Source organism: Paraburkholderia fungorum, from assembly GCF_046026025.1.
GTDB classification, from domain to species: Bacteria; Pseudomonadota; Gammaproteobacteria; order Burkholderiales; family Burkholderiaceae; genus Paraburkholderia; species Paraburkholderia fungorum_E.
The window spans coordinates 38,429-56,211 of record NZ_JAQQFL010000005.1; the positions used below are offsets into that span (position 1 = coordinate 38,429).

Annotated in this window: 14 protein-coding genes; 2 read left to right on the forward strand and 12 right to left on the reverse strand. The window is 63.2% G+C overall.

Annotated features, from left to right (window positions below):
* Window positions 1–279 precede the first annotated feature (279 nt).
* Window positions 280–3,867 (reverse strand): indolepyruvate ferredoxin oxidoreductase family protein, encoded by a 3,588-nt coding sequence (locus PQR67_RS07745; RefSeq protein WP_408456630.1) that lies wholly within the window; start codon window positions 3,865–3,867, stop codon window positions 280–282.
* Here PQR67_RS07745 and PQR67_RS07750 point away from each other — a divergent pair.
* Window positions 3,866–4,069 carry a hypothetical protein gene (locus PQR67_RS07750; RefSeq protein ID WP_408456633.1) on the forward strand — a complete coding sequence of 68 codons (204 nt, stop codon included), beginning with the start codon at window positions 3,866–3,868 and terminating at the stop codon, window positions 4,067–4,069. The two genes, PQR67_RS07745 and PQR67_RS07750, sit on opposite strands and share 2 nt — an antisense overlap.
* A 181-nt stretch (window positions 4,070–4,250) precedes the next feature.
* Here the strand turns inward: PQR67_RS07750 and PQR67_RS07755 are convergent, their stop codons facing one another.
* From PQR67_RS07755 to PQR67_RS07765, 3 genes are read right to left on the reverse strand one after another with little or no spacing between them, the layout of a single operon-like run.
* A complete protein-coding gene (locus PQR67_RS07755; protein WP_408456635.1) occupies window positions 4,251–5,741 on the reverse strand; it encodes a YfcC family protein in 1,491 nt (496 codons plus the stop codon).
* 13 nt (window positions 5,742–5,754) lie between these two features.
* Window positions 5,755–6,525: an IclR family transcriptional regulator gene (locus PQR67_RS07760; RefSeq protein WP_408456638.1), complete on the reverse strand. Its 771-nt coding sequence runs from the start codon at window positions 6,523–6,525 to the stop codon at window positions 5,755–5,757.
* Between the two features lie 22 nt (window positions 6,526–6,547).
* Window positions 6,548–7,444, reverse strand: a complete 897-nt coding sequence (locus tag PQR67_RS07765; RefSeq protein ID WP_408456641.1) for an N-formylglutamate amidohydrolase — start codon at window positions 7,442–7,444, stop codon at window positions 6,548–6,550.
* A gap of 400 nt (window positions 7,445–7,844) precedes the next feature.
* On the opposite strand from PQR67_RS07765, the gene PQR67_RS07770 reads away from it, so the two are divergent.
* On the forward strand, window positions 7,845–8,960 hold the full coding sequence (locus PQR67_RS07770) for a porin (RefSeq protein WP_408456644.1): 1,116 nt from the start codon (window positions 7,845–7,847) through the stop codon (window positions 8,958–8,960).
* A 105-nt stretch (window positions 8,961–9,065) separates the two neighbouring features.
* Here the strand turns inward: PQR67_RS07770 and PQR67_RS07775 are convergent, their stop codons facing one another.
* From PQR67_RS07775 to PQR67_RS07810, 8 genes are all read right to left on the reverse strand, one after another.
* Window positions 9,066–10,037, reverse strand: a complete 972-nt coding sequence (locus PQR67_RS07775; protein ID WP_408456647.1) for an ion channel — start codon at window positions 10,035–10,037, stop codon at window positions 9,066–9,068.
* A 271-nt stretch (window positions 10,038–10,308) separates the two neighbouring features.
* Window positions 10,309–10,554, reverse strand: a complete 246-nt coding sequence (locus tag PQR67_RS07780; protein ID WP_408456649.1) for a hypothetical protein — start codon at window positions 10,552–10,554, stop codon at window positions 10,309–10,311.
* 63 nt (window positions 10,555–10,617) lie between these two features.
* A complete protein-coding gene (locus PQR67_RS07785; RefSeq protein ID WP_408456652.1) occupies window positions 10,618–10,848 on the reverse strand; it encodes a hypothetical protein in 231 nt (76 codons plus the stop codon).
* A gap of 147 nt (window positions 10,849–10,995) precedes the next feature.
* Window positions 10,996–11,913 carry a carbohydrate kinase family protein gene (locus PQR67_RS07790; protein WP_408456655.1) on the reverse strand — a complete coding sequence of 306 codons (918 nt, stop codon included), beginning with the start codon at window positions 11,911–11,913 and terminating at the stop codon, window positions 10,996–10,998.
* A 5-nt stretch (window positions 11,914–11,918) separates the two neighbouring features.
* The gene (locus PQR67_RS07795; protein WP_408456658.1) at window positions 11,919–13,193 is read right to left on the reverse strand and encodes an AGE family epimerase/isomerase; all 1,275 of its coding nucleotides are present in this window, start codon (window positions 13,191–13,193) and stop codon (window positions 11,919–11,921) included.
* The gene (locus tag PQR67_RS07800; protein WP_408456661.1) at window positions 13,190–14,176 is read right to left on the reverse strand and encodes a LacI family DNA-binding transcriptional regulator; all 987 of its coding nucleotides are present in this window, start codon (window positions 14,174–14,176) and stop codon (window positions 13,190–13,192) included. Before PQR67_RS07800 ends, PQR67_RS07795 begins: the two co-directional genes overlap by 4 nt.
* A gap of 209 nt (window positions 14,177–14,385) precedes the next feature.
* Complete coding sequence (locus PQR67_RS07805) at window positions 14,386–16,239, reverse strand: EAL domain-containing protein (protein WP_408456664.1); 1,854 nt, start codon at window positions 16,237–16,239, stop codon at window positions 14,386–14,388.
* A gap of 301 nt (window positions 16,240–16,540) precedes the next feature.
* Window positions 16,541–17,569, reverse strand: a complete 1,029-nt coding sequence (locus tag PQR67_RS07810; RefSeq protein WP_408456667.1) for a bile acid:sodium symporter family protein — start codon at window positions 17,567–17,569, stop codon at window positions 16,541–16,543.
* Window positions 17,570–17,783 lie beyond the last annotated feature (214 nt).

Genomic DNA, 17,783 nt, shown 5'->3' on the forward strand with positions numbered 1-17,783 from the left:
CTTGCGACGGATTTTTGCAAACCAGCTGAAATCAGAAGCGGCGAAGCGGGACCGGCGCGAAGCCGCATGGCAATAACGCTCGCGACACGGGCATTTAACGATTCGCAGAATGACACGGACGCGACCTCAGAGTGCGACGCACCGGGCAGTGTCATTTAACTGCGCGCTGTACTTACTCGTAAATAAACACCCCAAATCGTTGGACAGGCGTTCAACGATTTGGGGTGCGGTTAATCGAGGTTCACCTCGAAGCACGATGTGATCCACAGCGCGAAAGAACTACTTCGCGACGACCACCGGAATCCCGCGCAACTGCCCGGCGCCCTTCACCTCTTCCAACGACTTCTTCACCGACGCGCCCGTTGCCGCGTCAATCTGCAAACGTGCCGCAAGATCGCGCTCGCCGCGCTTCACACCCGCCAGATTCGCCAGCTTCACATGACCATAACCGCGTACACGCGCATGCAGATCGGCGAGCTTCGCGACGTCTTCGAGATGGTTCGCGTTGAGCTTCGAGAACGCACGTTGCAACGTGGTTTCGTAGTCGTCGGCGAGTTCGCGTTCCATCTTGCGTTCCAGCGTACGGCCGAACGGATCGAGCATCGTGCCGCGCAAACTGCTGAATTTCGCCATCACGCCGAGCACCGGCCACATCCATTGACCGAAAGTCTTCTTGGTCGGATTCACGCCCGGCCGGGGACGGGTGAGCGTCGGCGGCGCGAGGTTGAACCTGATGCCGAAGTCCTTGCCCGCCACACCTTCGAATTGCGCTTCCAGTGCTTCACGGAAGGCCACATCGGTATGCAGGCGCGCGACTTCGTATTCGTCCTTCACGGCGAGCAGACGATAGAACGTTGTCGCCACGGCACGCGTGACGCGCTCGCTTTTTGCATCGACCGCGCTCTCCGCACGACGTGCCGCGTCGACCAGCGCGCGATACCGCTTCACATAGCTCGCGCCACCGTAGATCTGGAGACGACTCTCGCGATGCGCGATCAGTTCGTCGAGCGTATCGACGCGCACTACCTGTTTCGCCAGATGCCGCGCTTGCCACAGCGATTCCAGTGCGGCCGGATCTTCCGCCGCGACACGTCCAATCGAAAACGCCAACTGGTTCATCTGCACCGCGACGTTGTTCAATTCGATCGCACGCATCATCGCGGCGAACGACACCGGCACGAGACCGAGTTGCCAGGCATAACCGAGCATCAGAATGTTCGCGCCGATGGTGTCGCCAAGGAAACGCGTGGCGAGTGCCTGGGCGTCGCACGTCGACATGCGGTCTTCACCTGCGGCGTGGCGCATCTTGTCGATCAGCGCATCCGCATGCAGCGTCGCGTCCGGGTTCTGCACGAAAGTCGCGTTCGGAATCGCGTGCGTGTTGACGACGATGCGCGTGCGGCCATGACGCACCGTTTGCAAGGCGTCGGCGCTCGCGCCCACCACCATGTCGCAGGCAAGCAGCACGTCGGCCTGTTGCGTGTCGATGCGAACCTGATTGAGCCACTCATCGCGCGCGGCGAAACGCACGAACGACAGCACCGAGCCGCCCTTTTGCGCGAAGCCCATGAAGTCGAGTACCGACGCGCTCTTGCCTTCCAGATGCGCGGCCATGCTGATCAACGCGCCGACTGTCACGACGCCGGTGCCGCCCACGCCCGTCACCAGAATGTCGTATGGCGCGGCATCGAGATGCGTCGCGGGAATCGGCAGCGCGTCGACACGTGCGGCGAGCGCGGCCGGATCGAATGCGGCGCCCGCGGCCTTCTTCAGCTTGCCGCCTTCCACCGTGACGAAGCTCGGGCAGAAACCGTTCACGCAGGAATAGTCTTTGTTGCACGACGATTGATCGATGCGTCGCTTGCGCCCCAACGCGGTCTCAACCGGTTCGACCGACAGACAGTTCGATTGCACGCCGCAATCGCCGCAGCCTTCGCAAACTTCCTCGTTGATGAAGAGACGTTTGTCCGGATCGGGAAACTCGCCTTTTTTCCGGCGACGGCGTTTTTCCGCGGCACAGGTCTGGTCGTAGATCAGTACGGTTACGCCGTCGGTGTCGCGCAATTCGCGCTGCACGGTGTCCATTTCGCTGCGATGGTGGAACGTCGTGCCCTTCGGAAAGAGGTCGTGGTGACCGTCGTATTTCTCCGGCTCGTCGCTGACCACGACGAAACGCGACACGCCTTCTGCCTCCACCTGACGCGCGATCTGCGGCACCGAGATGCTGCCGTCGACCGGTTGGCCGCCGGTCATCGCGACGGCGTCGTTATAGAGAATCTTGTACGTGATGGTGGCTTTCGCGGCGACCGCCTGGCGGATCGCGAGAATGCCCGAGTGGAAGTACGTACCGTCGCCGAGATTCTGGAAGACGTGGCGCGTTTTCGTGAACATCGAATGGGAGGCCCAATCGACGCCTTCACCGCCCATCTGAATCAGGCCCGTGGTGTCGCGCTCCATCCATGACGCCATGAAGTGGCAGCCGATCCCCGCATGCGCGATCGACCCTTCAGGCACTTTGGTCGACGTGTTGTGCGGGCAGCCCGAGCAGAAATAGGGCGTACGTTTCACGCTATCCGCAGCATTCGAGAGAATTTGCGGGGCGACCAGATCGACCACGCGCTCGCGCCGGTCGAGCGCCGGTTTGTGCTTCGCGAGCCAGTTCGCGAACACCGGCAGAATGCGCGACGGCCGCAATTCACCCAGCGACGACAGCAGCAGCGTGCCGTCTTCGGCGTTCTTGCCGACCACGATCGGCCGCGTGCCTTGCGTGCGGTTGTACAGATAGTCTTTGATCTGTTGCTCGATGACGGGGCCCTTCTCCTCGATCACCAGCACTTCAGACAGACCGGAGACGAACGCGTCGATGCGCGTCATCTCCAACGGAAACGACAAACCGACCTTGTAGATCCGCACACCGGCCGCTTCCAGATCGGCGACGGTCAGATCGAGCCGGCGCAGCGTTTCCATCAAGTCCAGATGCGCCTTGCCGCACGTGACGATACCCACGTTCGCATGCGGACTCGGCGCAATCCATTTGTCGATGCTGTTGGTACGCGCGAAATGGCGCACCGCGTCGAGCTTCGCGTGCATGCGCGACTCGATGGTCAGGCTGGGCAGATCAGGCCAGCGATTGTGCAGACCGCCGGCAGGTGCTGCGAACTCCTGCGGAATGGCCCATTCGGTTGTCAGCGCATCGAGGTCCACCGTCGAGCCGGACTCGACCGTCTCCGAAATGGCCTTGTAGCCGACCCACGCCCCGGAGAAACGCGAGAGCGCCCAGCCATACAGGCCGAACTCCAGCATGTCGGCAATGTTCGAGGGATTCACCACCGGCATATGCCATGCCATCAACGCGAAGTCGCTCTGATGCGGCATCGACGACGACACGCAGCCGTGGTCGTCGCCCGCCACCACCAGCACGCCGCCGTGCGGCGACGAGCCGTACGCGTTGCCGTGCTTCAGCGCGTCGCCCGCGCGATCCACGCCGGGGCCCTTGCCGTACCACATTGCGAACACGCCTTCGACGGTGCGCTCCGGGTCCGATTCCACCCGCTGCGTGCCGAGCACGGCGGTGCCGCCGAGTTCTTCGTTGATTGCCGGCAAGAAGCGAATATCACTCGCCGTGAGCAGTTTCTTCGCTTTCCACAATTGCTGGTCGACCATGCCGAGCGGCGAGCCGCGATAGCCGCTGATGAAGCCGGCCGTGTTCATGCCGTGCGCGCGGTCGGCGGCGCGCTGCATCAGCGCAAGGCGCACCAGCGCCTGGGTACCGGTGAGGAAAATCCGGCCGCGCGTGGCGGTCAGGTTGTCGGACAGCTTGTAGTCAGCGAGAGCGGGCGTGCCGTCGATGGGCAGGCGAGCGGTCATGGGTGAGTCTCCGGTGTTTTGCATCCGCGCGCCGTGGGTGGGGACCACAAAAGGTGACGCGGCGAAAGAGACTCTATTTTTTAGCGCCAATTGGAGTGAATTTTTTCTACTTGTCCAGGCGATCGACGAAACAGCGCGACGGGTCACGCGTTTTAATGAAGTTTTGAGATGGATCTGCCACGCGATGGACGAATTCGGGTAAGCCCTGGTGCGTCGCGCGAGGGTGAAATCGGGCTCGGCGCGGGGCCGGCCGACCGTTTCGCCCCGTGCCGCCGCGTGTCCTTCACAGCTTGCGCGGCGCCGCTTGGCAAAAAGCGATTTGAGCGCGGGGCCGCATGACAGGCGGCCGCCGAATACCGTTCAACTCGCGGGCGTGGTGTTGTTCAATACCCCGTCCAAACGGCCAACGCGAGCGCGCCACCCGAGAGCAACAGCAGCAGCACGAACAAGGGCAGGATGAACCTGATCCACTGGCCGAAGCCGACCCGTGCGGTGGCGAGATACGCGAGCAACATCCCCGAGGTCGGCGTCACCATGTTCGTCAAGCCGCCGCCCAGGACGAAGGCGAGCACCGAGGTCTGCCCGCTGACGCCGGACAATTGCGCAATCGGTCCGATGATCGGCATGCTGACCGCGGCCTTGCCGGAGACGGACGGAATGAACACGTCGAGCACCATCTGCACGGCCATCAGGCCGTTGGCCACCCACACAGCCGATTGGCCGCGCGCAAGCCGTGTGAAATGGTCGATCAGCGTGTCGAGCACGAGGCTGTTCTGCAGAATCAGCTCGACAGATGCCGCGAGTCCGATCAACAAGCCAGCCAGAATCATCCCCTTCATACCGTCGACGAAAGCATCGGCCGCGCTGCGCGAATCGAGCCTGCCCACCACTGCCGTCACGATGCTGATGAACACGTAGAACGCGGACAACTCCACGTTGCCCCAACGCAATTCACGTGTGCCGATGACCAGCATCGCAGCGGCGACCGTGAGCACGATCAGTGTCGCTTTGTGGCGGCCCGACAGCTTCGCTTGCGGGTGTTCGTCGAGGCTTGCCTTTGCAGCAGCCAGCCGGTAGCCGCTCAACCGCACATGAGCCAGCAGATACAGAATGCCCAGCGTCAGGAATACGACGAACACGCCGATACGCATCGCAATCCCGCTGAATAGCGGCACGCCGACGATCGGCTGTGCGACGGCGAGCGACAGCGGATTGGTCACCGAGGCGATATAGCCGACCTTCGCGGCAATCGCGACCAGCCCTACCGCGAACAGGTTCGACAGTCCGAGCCGCCGCGCCAGCACCATGACCATTGGAATGATCACGAGGTATTCGGAAATGAACCCGAGCAAGGTGCTGCCGAGACCGATCAGCACCATCAGCAGGGGCGCCAGCACGTAGACATTCCCGGCAGTGAGTTGCAGGAGCCGGTCGATCCCCGCATCCACCACGCCGGTCTTGCGCATCACGCCGAACATGCCGCCGACGAACATCACCATGAAAATCAGCGGCGCGTTCTTGATGAGACCGTTCGGCACCGCGACGAACGCCGACACCAGGCTCGCCGGCATAGCCTGCTCGGGCGTGCTTTTGCTGACGCCTGGCGCGACCAGCGTCGCGAGACTGTGGCTCTTCGGCACGACCTGGTAGGTGCCCGGCACCACCAGCTTGTCGTGACGCTCGAAGCGGCCGGCGTCGATCAGATAGGTCATCGCCACGGCGGCGAGCACGACCCAGATCATCATCACCACCGGATGCAGCATTTTGCCGTGAGGCTTCTTTTCATCGCTGCCGCTGCCGGGAGGTTTGCCTCGCGGCTGGTCGTCATCGGCGGCGGGCGCCGCGGTGGGAGCAGGTGGTGTGAGTGTGGTCATGAGCGGGTTCCTGTCATGCCGGCAGCGGATTCATTTGCGGCGCGGTGTAGCCGAGTTCGGCGGAGATCGTGCGGCTGCACGCTTGCAGACGTTCGAGGTAATCGGGAATCTCGATCCGGCTAATGCGCATTTCCGGCCCGGACACACTGACCGCGGCCACCGTTTCTCCGGTGACGTCGCGCACCGGCACCGAGATCGCGACCGCGCCGGCTGTCACTTCGCCCACGCTGACCGCGTAGCCTTTGCGCCCGATCGCATCGAGTTCGTCGACGAGCTTCAGCAGGTCCGGCGGCTGCGGCAGTTTCTTCAGGCGAGCGAAGTATTCGGTCTTCACCGCGTCCGGTGCGAACGCGAGCAGGATCTTGCCGGACGCACCGCTGTTGAGCGCGCGCCGGTTGCCCACCGCGCCGATGGTGCGCATCTCGTGGGTGCTTTCGCAACGCGCGACGCACACCGTTTCGAGCCCTTCGCGCACGCGCAGCACGACGTTTTCGTTGATCGCCTGGTTGAGCGCGAGCATGTGCTTTTGCGCCGAGCGCACCAGCGTGTTCTGCTGCGCTGCCGCGACGCCGATCACGAAGGCCTGTGGGCCGAGCGCGTAGGTCGAGGCGCGCGTGTCCTGCACCACGAAACGATGCAATTCGAGCGTGCACAGCATGCGGTAAGCGCGCGACTTGTTGATGCCGAGCTGATTGGCGAGCTCGGTGACGCCGAGACCGGGATGTTCGGCGACGTGGCTCAGCAGCTTGAGCGCGCTGTCGACGGAATCGACGATGTAGTTCACGGTTGTTCCTTCTCTCGTTGCGTCATTGAGCCGGACGGGGCGCGGCAAGTTGCGCGCGGACGTAGTCGGCGAGCGTGGCGGCGAAGGCGTCGAGGTTGCGCTTGAGTGCGTCGAAGCCGGCGTGTTTGACGAAGGTGGCTTCGTCCATGTACAGAGCGCGATTCAGTTCGATCTGGATGCTGTGCCGGCGCCGCGCGGGATCGCTGACGGCCGTGAGCAGATCGCCGCCCTGATACGGCTCGTTGATCTGCACGCGATAGCCCGAGCTGCTGAAATAGTCCGCCACCCATTGCGTGAAGGCAGGGTCCGCGGTGGTGCCGCCGCGGTCGCTGATCACGAAGTCGGGCCGGGCCACGCCGGCATCGACGTTCATCTCGTTGCCACGCGATTTCATCGAATGACAATCGACGTGCCACAGCGCGCCGTGCCGCGCGTAAGCGCGCTCGGCGGCGGCGGCGAGCGCCGCGCGGTAGGGCTGGTAGTACGCGTCGATACGATGCCGCACTTCGGCGACCGACAGCTTGCGGTCGTACATCGGCACGTTCGGCAGCGCGTCGCGCCGGATCAGGCCCATGCCGCGCAGCGTGTATTTCTCCGGCGCGAGAGGTTCGGGCCACGGCTCGGCAAGCAATTGCACGTCGATGTCCGTGATGGCGCGGTTCGGGTCGATATAGGCGCGCGGAAAATGCGCGCCGATCAACACGCCGCCTTGCTCCGGCACGCCGGCCCACAGTTCGTCGACGAATGCATCCCACGAACTGCGAATCGCGGAGGCTGGCGCGGACGTGCCGAAATCGGCCGGCGGCGCGATGCCGCTGTGCGGTGAATCGAACAGGATCGGCAGCGCAGCCGCAGTGGGTTCCGCGACAAAGAACGGCGCGTCTGCGGGCGCGGCAAAAGTGTTGCTAACGGGCGTCAAAACAAATTCCTTTCGGGTGGCCGACGCGCTTTGCAGGTCGTCGTGACCGGAGTCAGTGGCTTGTGTGTTTTATTAAACAAAACAGCATATCAATATTTAACGACGAACCTGATGACGGGTCAAGTCACTCGTCGAAAGCCTTGCTATCCGGGTCACCTATTTTGAAATCCTTGCTGGTCAAGGATTTACGCCGTGTTATTCAGTAAAACCCCCAGCGGTGAGTGGTGCGGTCAATGCGGGCAAACCAGTATTTCTCTGATGCCTTGACCAATCAATTTTGCGTTTCGAATAATAAACGATACGTTGTTTTATTCAATAAAACACATGGCTTAAGGCGATCGGGCAATTGCTGGTCGGCTTTGGCGGGACAGGTTCACACACTCATAACAAGGAAACGCAGATGAACAGCAAAGGTTTGACGATGGCGCTTGCAGGCATGGGGATCGGTGCAGTGCTCGTGGTGTCGAGTGGCAACGCCGCGGCGCAGTCGAGCGTGACGCTGTACGGCATCGTCGATGCCGGCATGACCTACACGAGCAACCAGAAAGGCAGCACGACCTGGCAGGCGACCGGCGGCAACGAACAGGGCACGCGCTGGGGCATGGTGGGTACGGAGGATCTGGGCGGCGGCACCACGGCGATCTTCAAACTGGAGAACGGCTTCAACATCGAGACCGGCACGGCGAGCGCGAATGGACGCATGTTCGGCCGTCAGGCGTGGGTGGGGATGTCGAATCCGCGCTGGGGGACCTTCACGATGGGACGTCAGTACAACGCCGCGCAGGATTCGCTGGCGCCGTTGCAGATCGGCGCGAGCACGTCGCTGACGCAGTACGCGCTGCATCCGTTCGATACCGACGACCTGAACAACTCGTTTCGCACCGACAACTCGGTGAAGTATGTGACGCCGACTTTCGCCGGATTTCAGGGCAATGCGATGTACGGTTTCTCCAACGCGACCAACTTTGCGGCGAATCGCAGTTGGAGCGTCGGCGGTACCTATGCGCAGGGCCCGTTGCATCTCGGCATTGCCTACGTGGTGCTCGATAACCCGGCGCTCGACCCGACCGGCGCGATTCCGTCGGACAACTACTACACGTTCCTGAAGGGCATCACGAAGCAGCAGATCTGGGGCGCCGCCGGCACGTACGACTTCGGCAACGCGACGTTCGGCCTGCTGTACACGACCTCGCTGTTCAATCTGCAGACCGGTGCATCGCAGCGCTTCAACAACTACGAAGGCAGTTTCCGTTATCGCTTTACGCCGGCCGTGATGTTCGCGATCGGCGAAACGTACACGCAGGTGCATACGACGCAAAGCGCGAATCCGAGCGTGCACTACCTGCAAACCAGCGCGGGCGTGCAGTACTACCTGTCCAAGCGCACCGATCTGTATGTGAACGCGATCTATCAGCGTTCGTCGTCGAATACCGTGGCGGCGATTGAAGGGATCAGCAATCCGTCGAGCTCGAGCACGCAGGTGGTGGGCGTGGTGGGGATTCGCCACAAGTTCTGAACGGCGCGGTGCCGCTGCATGACTCATGCATCCGGGCCGAACGCTCCACATGCGTAGTGCGAGCCGCCCGGTCGGAGCGAAGCCGTTTCGCCCGAACCGTGCGGTTTATGGCGCGGGTGTTTTCGCCGCCGGCGTGGCAACCGGCGCCGGGTCGAGCGGCACGACCTCGTCGAAATGCGAGTAGTCGATGTGACTCACGCCATTTTCCTCATGCATGATGTCGACGTATTTGTGCTGCCAGCGGATCTGTTCGCAAGTCCACATGTGACGGGACTGCATGGTTTGCGCGGTCGATTCGTCGACGCCTTCGAGCGTGAGCCACAGCGACGCGTCCCGGCCTTTGAGTGTTTCGGCGGTTTCGCCGAATAGCGGACTGCCTTCGTCGATCACGTGCATCAGGCTCCAGCCGAGTTTGAACACCGGATGCTGATCGCGCAGCAGCGTCAGGTCGTAGAGCTTGCGCAGTGTAAAGCCCTCGACGGTGGTCTCCAGCCGCATGAGGCGCAGCTTCGCTCGCGCTTCGGCGATGACGTTCTGACGCGCGTTGGCGGCGCGTACCACGAGCGTCATGCGACCTTCGAGCGGCCGAACGATCGCGTAGCGGGCGAACATGATCTTGGCGTGTGGGCGCGAGAAGCGCGCGAAGATCAGCCCCGTCGCCAACGCGATGCTGGACATGCCGACAAAGATTTCCAGCGTCGCGATCCAATGCGCGTAGACGGTTTGCGGATGCATGTCGCCGTAGCCGACCGTCGCCAGTGTTTCCACACTGAAGAAAAATGCGCCGCCGAAACCCGCCGGAAACTGATTCGCAATCGACGCCTGGCCGAGCATGTAGAGCGACGCGAACACGGTGTTGAGCAGCAGGAACAAAACCGCGAGCGAGACGAAAAACGTCGGCCAGCGGACGACGAGTGCCCGGTGGTAGAGATCCTGCCAGAGCGGCGTCGGCATGCCGTGCGCGACCACGACGCGATCGTCCAGGCGCATTTCCCGGCTGCCGCGCGCACGACGTTTCTGCTTACGCGCTTCGTCGTCGCCGATGCTGGAAAGACGGTCGGGTGATTCAGTCGCCATCGCGTGCTCGTGAAGAGGGAAAACGCGCAAAGCGTAGCACGCCGGTTAGCGCGCGGAGGGTGATTTTCGGCGTGCTGCAGGGGCGTTGGAGGTAACGTTTTTATTGACGCCGTGCGGCCCGCAGGGATGTCATCGTGGTGCTTCCAGCGCGCGCGTGCGGTGTTTCAGGCGAACGCGGCCGATGCTGTGGCCCGGTTCGATGGTACACAAGTACGCAAACGCGCGCACAAGCGCGCGCACACGCGCGCCGCTCAACGCACGCGCGGCGAGCCTACGGAAAGGCCCGGGGCTTTGGAATGCCGGCGCCGTGTTCGATGTCGTCGACGCCTTGCTGGTGCGCTGCGGCGATGGCTTCGGCTTCATCCGCGTAGCCGTTGTCGCCGCCGACTGTGGTCCACGACTTGACGGCTTTCTCGCGATGCCGGATTTCGTATTCCGCGTCCCAGCGTGCGCCGCTGAGTTCGAGAGGGCGGACGTGGATCGAGTACACGCCGTAGAGGAAGAGCTGTTCAGCCATGATCGCCTCCAGCCGGTTGATTCGCAGGCGGCGCGACGCGACGGGCGCGGCGCCGGGTTGTGCCTAGAGTTCGATTTCCCCGAGGATGCGGTGGGCGAGAGCCTTGGCTTCCTCGAACGCTTCCTCCGGCGTGGACGACGTGGCGTCGACCTCGTAGACCGTGGTCTCCTGGTCGGCGTTGGCTTCACCTTCGTCGCGGGAAAGGGTGACGAGGCCCTGCCACGTGTCGCTTTGCACTTCCCTTATCGACGCGGTGGCCGTGTAGATGCCTTTGGTGTAGGTGATGTCCTCCATGGCAACGCTCCTTCTTCCAAAGGGAAGGGTCTTTTCATCCTAGCACGATGATCGGGGTTCCGTTTTCCGCCTGCGTGGCGCCCGGGTTCAACAATCGGGCTCAACAACCGGGTTCAACAACCATACGCGCCGCACAAGGCAAAAAAGCTACAGCAGCGCGACAACTTCATCCAGAGAAGGCGCATGCGCGCCTGCGTGGCGGCAAGCCGCGGCGCCGGCGGCGAGAGAAAAGGCAAGGTGCTCCGGCCACGCCCGCTGCGGCGCGGTCATCAGGCTGAACAGCAGGCCGCCAATCGAGGCATCCCCGGCACCCACCGTATCGACCACTTCAACCCGAGGCGGCCGCGCCTCCACCACCGTGGCGCCGTCGATCAGCATGGACGCTTCCGGTCCACGCGTCACCAGCACCGTGGCGGCAGGATTCATGGCTCGCAACTGCGCGAGCGCGCCGGCCTCGTCGTCGGTTTTGAACAGCATGCGCAAATCTTCGTCCGACACCTTGATCAGATCGGCCAGTGCGGCCATCTTCCGCAACGTGGGCGCGTATCCGTGCTCCATCAGGTTCCGGTAATTCGGATCGAAACTGATCTTCACGCCGCGTGAGCGCAAGTTGCCTGCCAATGCGGCCAGGGTGTCGCCGAGGGGCTGGCGCACCAGGCTGATGCAACCAAAATGTGCCCACTTCACCTGTTCGATCCAGCCAGCCGGCAAGCGCGCCGGATCGAACGCCAGATCGGCGCCGTTCTCACCCATGAAAAAGTACGCAGGCGGGTGCGTCTGGTGAACGATCGCCAGCAGCGGCGGACGCTCCACGCGCTGCATGAAGCGCATGTCGAGCCCCGCGGCGAGGCTGGCGTTCCACAGTTCGTCGGAGAAGTTGTCGACGCCCAGCGACCCGGCGCACGCCGTCGGCAAACCGAGTTGCGCGACGCAGCGCGCGACGTTCCAGCCGGCGCCGCCCGGGCGCGAGAGCCATTGCGAGGTGCCGGTGCGCACGAGATCGGTGAGGATGTCGCCGGCGGAGACGAAGAAGGGGAATTCAGTGTTCGCGCTCAGGTTGCTCATGATGCTTACTCCGCGGATTCGGACGCTGCAGCGACGCCGTCAGGCAAGGCATGCGCCAGCACCTCATAGCACGCGCCCATCGTGTGATAGTCGGTCTTGCCGGCGGGACTCTTTTCGTCGCTGTACTTACGGTTGTCGCAGGTCAGGATGCGATACCACGCGCCATACTTGTGATCGACGAAATGCGCCCAGCTATAGCGCCAGATCTCGTCGTACCAGTCCCAGAAACGCTCGTTGCCGGTGCGCTTGCCGAGCAGCGCCGCGGTCGCGAACGTCTCCGCCTGCACCCAGAAATACTTGTCGTGGTCGCATACGGTGCCGTCCGGGCCGAAGCCGTAATAGAGGCCGCCGTGATCTTCGTCCCACGCATGCGTCATGGCGGCGTCGAATAGCTCGATGGCGCGCGGCAGCAACCACGGCAACGGACGATAGCGTTCCAGAATCAGCAGCAGCTTGGCCCACTCGGTTTGATGCCCGGGCTGGAAACCCCACGGACGGAAAATGTTCGAGCTATCTTCCTCGTTGTAGTGCCAATCGACCGACCAGTCCGCGTGAAAGTGCTCCCATACGAGGCCCTGCGAGAGCTTCGCCTGGCGCAGCGTGATGTTCGACGCCACCCGTTCCGCGCGATCCAGATAGACCAGGTGGCCGGTGGCCTCGTGCGCGGCCAGCAGCGCTTCGGTGGTGTGCATGTTGGCGTTCTGGCCACGGTACGAACTGACACGCCAGTCGGGCGTCGCCTCGTCGGCATAGAGGCCGGCGGCGGCGTCCCAGAAGCGGTGTTCCATCAACTCGAAGGTCGCGCCGATCATCGGCCTGGCTTCTTCGATGCCGGCCATCGCCGCATGCGAATACGCGAGCAGCACGAATGCGAGGCCGTAGCAGTGGCGCGTCGCGTCGAGCGTGCGCTTCCTGCCGTCGCGCCATTCGAGTTCCCAATCGTAGCCTTCGTGCCCGGCGTCCCAATGTGCTTCGCGCAGGAAGCGCAATCCGTGCCGCGCGTACTCGAGATGCTGCGGGTCGCCGAACTGGCGATAGGCCATCGCGTAGTTGAAGACGTAACGGCAGGTGCTCACCAGGTGCCGCGTGGTCTGGTCGTAGATGGAGCCGTCGTCGCGGAAAAAATGGAAGAAGCCGCCGCTCGGATCGAGCACGTTCGGCGCGTAAAACTTCAGCGTGTCCTGCACATGCGAGAGCAGGAAATCGCTGCTGCGGAAGCTCTCGACGAGCGGCGCCGCAGCGGCGCCATTGGCGGGGTGAAGCAGTTCGGATTGCGTCATGGCGTTTTTACCAAAGTGCTGGCACGGGCAATGAGATGGACGGGCAAGTGGACTTCGAGTTCAGCGGGTGCGTCTTCAAGCAGCAACTCGACGCCGCGCCGGCCGAGCGCTTCCTTGTCGACCGAAATGGTCGATAGCGGCGGCGTGGCATGAGCGGCGGCGGGAATGTCGTCGAAGCCGATGATCGCGATGTCCTCGGGCACGCGGATGCCGCGCGCGAGGCACGCGCGCAGCGCGGCGAGCGCGGCGGCGTCGTTGTAGGCGAACACGGCGTCGGGCCGCGGGCCGGGTGCGTCGAGCAACTGGTGCATCGCGCGCGCGGCGCCGCTGTCGGGATCGAGGCCGGCGTCGATCGTGAGTTCCAGCGATGGATCGAACAGCAAGCCCGCTTCGAAAAACGCGCGCCGGTAACCGAGCGCGCGCTGGGCGATGCTGAAGTGCGCGAGCGAGCCGCCGATGAACGCGACGCGCTTGCGCTGCTGTTCGAACAGATGCCGCATGGCGAGCAGGGCGCCCGTGGCGTTGTCGAGATTCACGGAGCGCAGACCGGGCGCCCACAGGTCGATCAGCACGAGCGGGCGTTGCATCGCTACCAGCGTGGTCAGCGTTTCAGGCTCGACGAAACCGGCGACCGCCACCGCGTCCGGCGCATGCAGGCGCATCTGCTGGATCACGTCTTCAGTCGGACCGGCGGTCAGCACGGAAGGGACGATGCCGCGTTCGCGGCACGCGTCTTCTACGCCGTGCAGGACGTGCGAGAAGAACGGACTAACGGCGAAGTTATTGTGCTGACGGTGCAGCAGAAAGGTGAGGCGGCGGATGCGCGGACGCAACTGGGCGGCGTCGTAGCCGAGTTGCCGCGCCGCTTCGATCACGCGCTCGCGAGTCGCCTCGGAAAGGCCCGGCTGATTCTTCAAGGCGCGTGAAACGGTGCCGATCGACACGCTGGCCGCGCGGGCGACGTCGCGGATGGTTGTTGCCATCGAATGAAGCGGCCGCGGGAGGGGCGGCCGTACGGTGTTTGGGTTCGGGCGATTGTATAGTAAAACGTCGCTAAAACCGCCTCACCAACCCTTGAGCCGTACCCGTAAATACCCGTAGATGCCCGCAGATAGGGTGTCTGATCGGATCTATGTTGTTTAGTAAAAAAACTAAACAACGTGCCGGTATTGGTGTTGACGCGTCCGCGCACTCAGTCGAAAGGCATCTCCGCTACTTCGGCCTGCCCACGTAGCAGCGCCACGCTCTCATCTGCGTCGATCAGCACGAAGCCGCTCGTCTCGTGCTTCGCGCGCCGCTTCGCCAGCGCCGCGACGGACGCAATTTCCTCGCTGCTATAGAACGACGGCCCGCCGTCCGACTCGACGCGCACGCAGCCGATCGCCATCGTCACGAAGCCGAAGAAGGTCGGATTGCCGCGCCGGTCTTCACCGTGGATGCCGCCCGCCAGCCGGTCGGCGGGCGCGTAGAAGCGCTGCGCGCCTTCGTTGAACAGGTGGATCGCGCGCAGCACGCGGTCTTTCCAGTCCTCGCTCTGGAACAGGATCAGGAAATCGTCGCCGCCCACGTGGCCGAGGAAATCGCGGGTCGGGTCGCACACGTCGGCGAGCACGGCGGCCGCGAACTTGAGCACCTCGTCGCCTTGCCAGTAGCCGTACTGGTCGTTGAACGGCTTGAAATGGTTCAGATCGACGTAGCAGGCGTAGAAGCCGGCGTCGTTGCCGAGCAGGCGGGCGATGTGCGAACTGATCGGGATGTTGCCCGGCAGGAAGGTCAGCGGGTTCGCGTAGCGTGCGGCTTCGATGCGCACCTCGGTGACGGCGCGCACCAGATTCTCGCCGGTGCCGAGACCGGCGTATTTGCCGTGGTTGTCGGTGATGACGAAGCCGTCGGCGAGATAACGCTGGTCGTCGCTCGCAAGCAGTTTGGCCATTTGTTCGACGGTCATCGATTGTTCGATGATCACCGGCGATGCGTTCGCAAACTGCAGGCAGGGCCGCTTGCCGAACAGCTCGCGGTGATACGGCAGCGCATAGCGGTCCATGAAACTGCGGCGGTTGATGAGCGCAACCGGCTCGTTGTTCTCGACCACGGCTACCGCGTGCAGATCGGGCAGGCGGTTGAACAGTTCGAGCACGTCGTTGTTGGTGGCATGGCGCGGTAAGGCGGGCGCATGCACCATCATCTTGGCCGACGCCATGCCGCCCGACGGCGACGCGCTGCTCACTGTGCGCGTGGTCTCCGGGAACACGGCGATGTGGCCGGAGAGCAGCGCGTCGCGGGCGTCGTCGGTGACGCTGCGGGCCGGCTGGGCATGCGGGCGGCCGAAGAAATAGCCTTGCCCGCAGCCGATCCCCATGTCGCGCACCACGATCAGATCCGCTTCGTCCTCGATGCCTTCGGCCACCAGCCGCGCGCCGCTTGCGTTGGCGAAGTGCTGCATGGCGCGCACGGCTTCGAACTTGAGTGAATCGCTGGAGATGCCGTGAATGAAGAATCGATCGATCTTTACGACGTCCGGTTGCAGGCGGACCCAAAGATTCATGCTGGCGTTCGCGGTGCCGTAGTCGTCGAGCGCGAATTGCGCGCCCTCGGTACGCAGCGCCGAAATCACCGGCATAAAGCTGGCGACATCCAGAATCGTGCTTTGCTCGGTCAGTTCGATCACGATCCGTTGCGGATCGACGCCGCGACGCCGCAGCAGTGCGAGCGTGTCGTCGCGCGCTTCGGCCAGTTGACGGATCGCGCCCGCGCTGAAATTGAGAAACAGCTTGCCGTCGAAATCGAGCCTCGCGAACGCCTCGATGCAGGTGCGCGCGGCGGCCTGCTCCAGCTCGAGCGCATAGCCCTCGACGAGGGCTTGCGAGAACAGGGCGAACGGCGTTTCGAGGGAAGTGCCGGCCGGGCCACGGATCAGACCTTCGTAGCCGAGGATCGCGCCGTCGTCGAAATCGATGATCGGCTGGAATACAGCGGACAAGTCACGCCGGGCGATCAACTCCTCGATGCGCGGCGTAGCGGATCGGGAGGGCGAACGAGGTTGCATGGCAGTTAGGCGTAGCGATCGACCTACGACTTATCGACCCATCCTGCATAGAGTTAAGTGAATTTTTAGTGAAGCGTTGCACCGGAGTGGTGCGTTCCGGTTTTGATTTCAGTTTTGGTTTCGGCCTCGGGTTCGCTGCCGCCTGGTTTTGCCACGGCCAGGATTTTGCCTATCCCATCCGGCTGAGGCGACAGCGGCGGCGTTTGAGCGTGAAATAACAAAAAAGCCGCACAAGGCGGCTTTCTTCAAATGACGCTCAGGGAGGGCGCTTATGAATGTCCTGTTTGCATTGCGCGCGTATTCAACGGCGCGCGACAGCGGCGGCGGTCCGCTCGCGCGAGGCGGCGCGGGTTTCACCGCTCATGTCGCGAGCCCCCCAGCGCTGCGCGAGCGCGGCGCACACCATCAACTGGATCTGGTGGAACAGCATCAGCGGCAAGACCACGGCGCCTACCGCATGCGCGGCGAAAATCACCTTGGCCATCGGCACGCCGGCGGCGAGGCTCTTCTTCGAACCGCAGAAGATGATCGTGATCTGGTCGGCGCGGTTAAACCCGAGCCGCTTGCTGACCAGGATCGTCACGGCCAGCGCGAGTGCGAGCAGCACAACGCTGATCAACACCAGGCCGCCGAGCGCGGACAACGGAATCTGATGCCACAGGCCTTCGTTGACGGCCTCGCTGAACGCACCGTACACCACCAGCAGGATCGAGCCCTGGTCGACGAACTTCAGCACGCCACGGTTGCGCTCGATCCACTTGCCGATCAGCGGGCGCAGCAACTGCCCGGCCACGAACGGCACCAGCAATTGCAAAACGATGTTGCCCACCGTGTGCCACGGCGAGGCGCCGCCGCTCGCCGCCTGATTGGTGACAACGAGGCTGACGAGTGCGGGCGTGATGAAGATGCCCAGCAGGCTCGAGGCCGACGCGCTGCATACGGCGGCCGGCACGTTGCCTTTGGCAATCGAGGTGAACGCGATAGACGACTGAACCGTGGATGGCAGCGTGCAGAGGAAGAGGACCCCCGCATAGAGCGCCGGCGTGACAAGTGGCGAAAGGAGCGGCTTAAGCGCGAGACCGAGCAGCGGAAACAGCGCGAACGTGCTGAGCAGTACGACCAGATGCAGGCGCCAATGCGTCGCACCCGCAACGATCGCTTCGCGTGAAAGCTTGGCGCCGTGCAGGAAAAACAGCAGGCCGACTGCGACGTTCGTCACCCAGTTGAACCCGACGGCGGCCTGCCCATGAACCGGCAGGAAGCTGGCAAGAATCACGGTGCCCACGAGGCACAAGGTGAAGTTGTCGGGAAGCAGTTTCGGGCGAGCCATGGCGGAATCTCGATTCGGTGATGCGGAAAGCGGGGCGCGCATGAATGCGCCCGACTCAAGCTATGAAAAGCGCCTATTGTTGTTGAAAACCGATTGAATATGCAAATTCATTTACCGAATTGATTAATGAGTGCTGCGCATTAACTGTGCTGCGTTCGCGCACTTCAGTTGATGTCCACGGTCCGTTCAAGTATTGGCGAGTGCCTCTGTTTGG

Coding starts and splice junctions, on each gene's coding strand:
- PQR67_RS07795 (WP_408456658.1), bottom strand. CDS start 13,193: ATGACGCAATCCGAACTGCTTCACCCCGCCAATGGCGCCGCTGCGGCG.
- PQR67_RS07805 (WP_408456664.1), bottom strand. CDS start 16,239: ATGCAACCTCGTTCGCCCTCCCGATCCGCTACGCCGCGCATCGAGGAG.
- PQR67_RS07775 (WP_408456647.1), bottom strand. CDS start 10,037: ATGGCGACTGAATCACCCGACCGTCTTTCCAGCATCGGCGACGACGAA.
- PQR67_RS07810 (WP_408456667.1), bottom strand. CDS start 17,569: ATGGCTCGCCCGAAACTGCTTCCCGACAACTTCACCTTGTGCCTCGTG.
- PQR67_RS07780 (WP_408456649.1), bottom strand. CDS start 10,554: ATGGCTGAACAGCTCTTCCTCTACGGCGTGTACTCGATCCACGTCCGC.
- PQR67_RS07750 (WP_408456633.1), top strand. CDS start 3,866: ATGGGTGAGTCTCCGGTGTTTTGCATCCGCGCGCCGTGGGTGGGGACC.
- PQR67_RS07770 (WP_408456644.1), top strand. CDS start 7,845: ATGAACAGCAAAGGTTTGACGATGGCGCTTGCAGGCATGGGGATCGGT.
- PQR67_RS07755 (WP_408456635.1), bottom strand. CDS start 5,741: ATGACCACACTCACACCACCTGCTCCCACCGCGGCGCCCGCCGCCGAT.
- PQR67_RS07790 (WP_408456655.1), bottom strand. CDS start 11,913: ATGAGCAACCTGAGCGCGAACACTGAATTCCCCTTCTTCGTCTCCGCC.
- PQR67_RS07785 (WP_408456652.1), bottom strand. CDS start 10,848: ATGGAGGACATCACCTACACCAAAGGCATCTACACGGCCACCGCGTCG.
- PQR67_RS07745 (WP_408456630.1), bottom strand. CDS start 3,867: ATGACCGCTCGCCTGCCCATCGACGGCACGCCCGCTCTCGCTGACTAC.
- PQR67_RS07800 (WP_408456661.1), bottom strand. CDS start 14,176: ATGGCAACAACCATCCGCGACGTCGCCCGCGCGGCCAGCGTGTCGATC.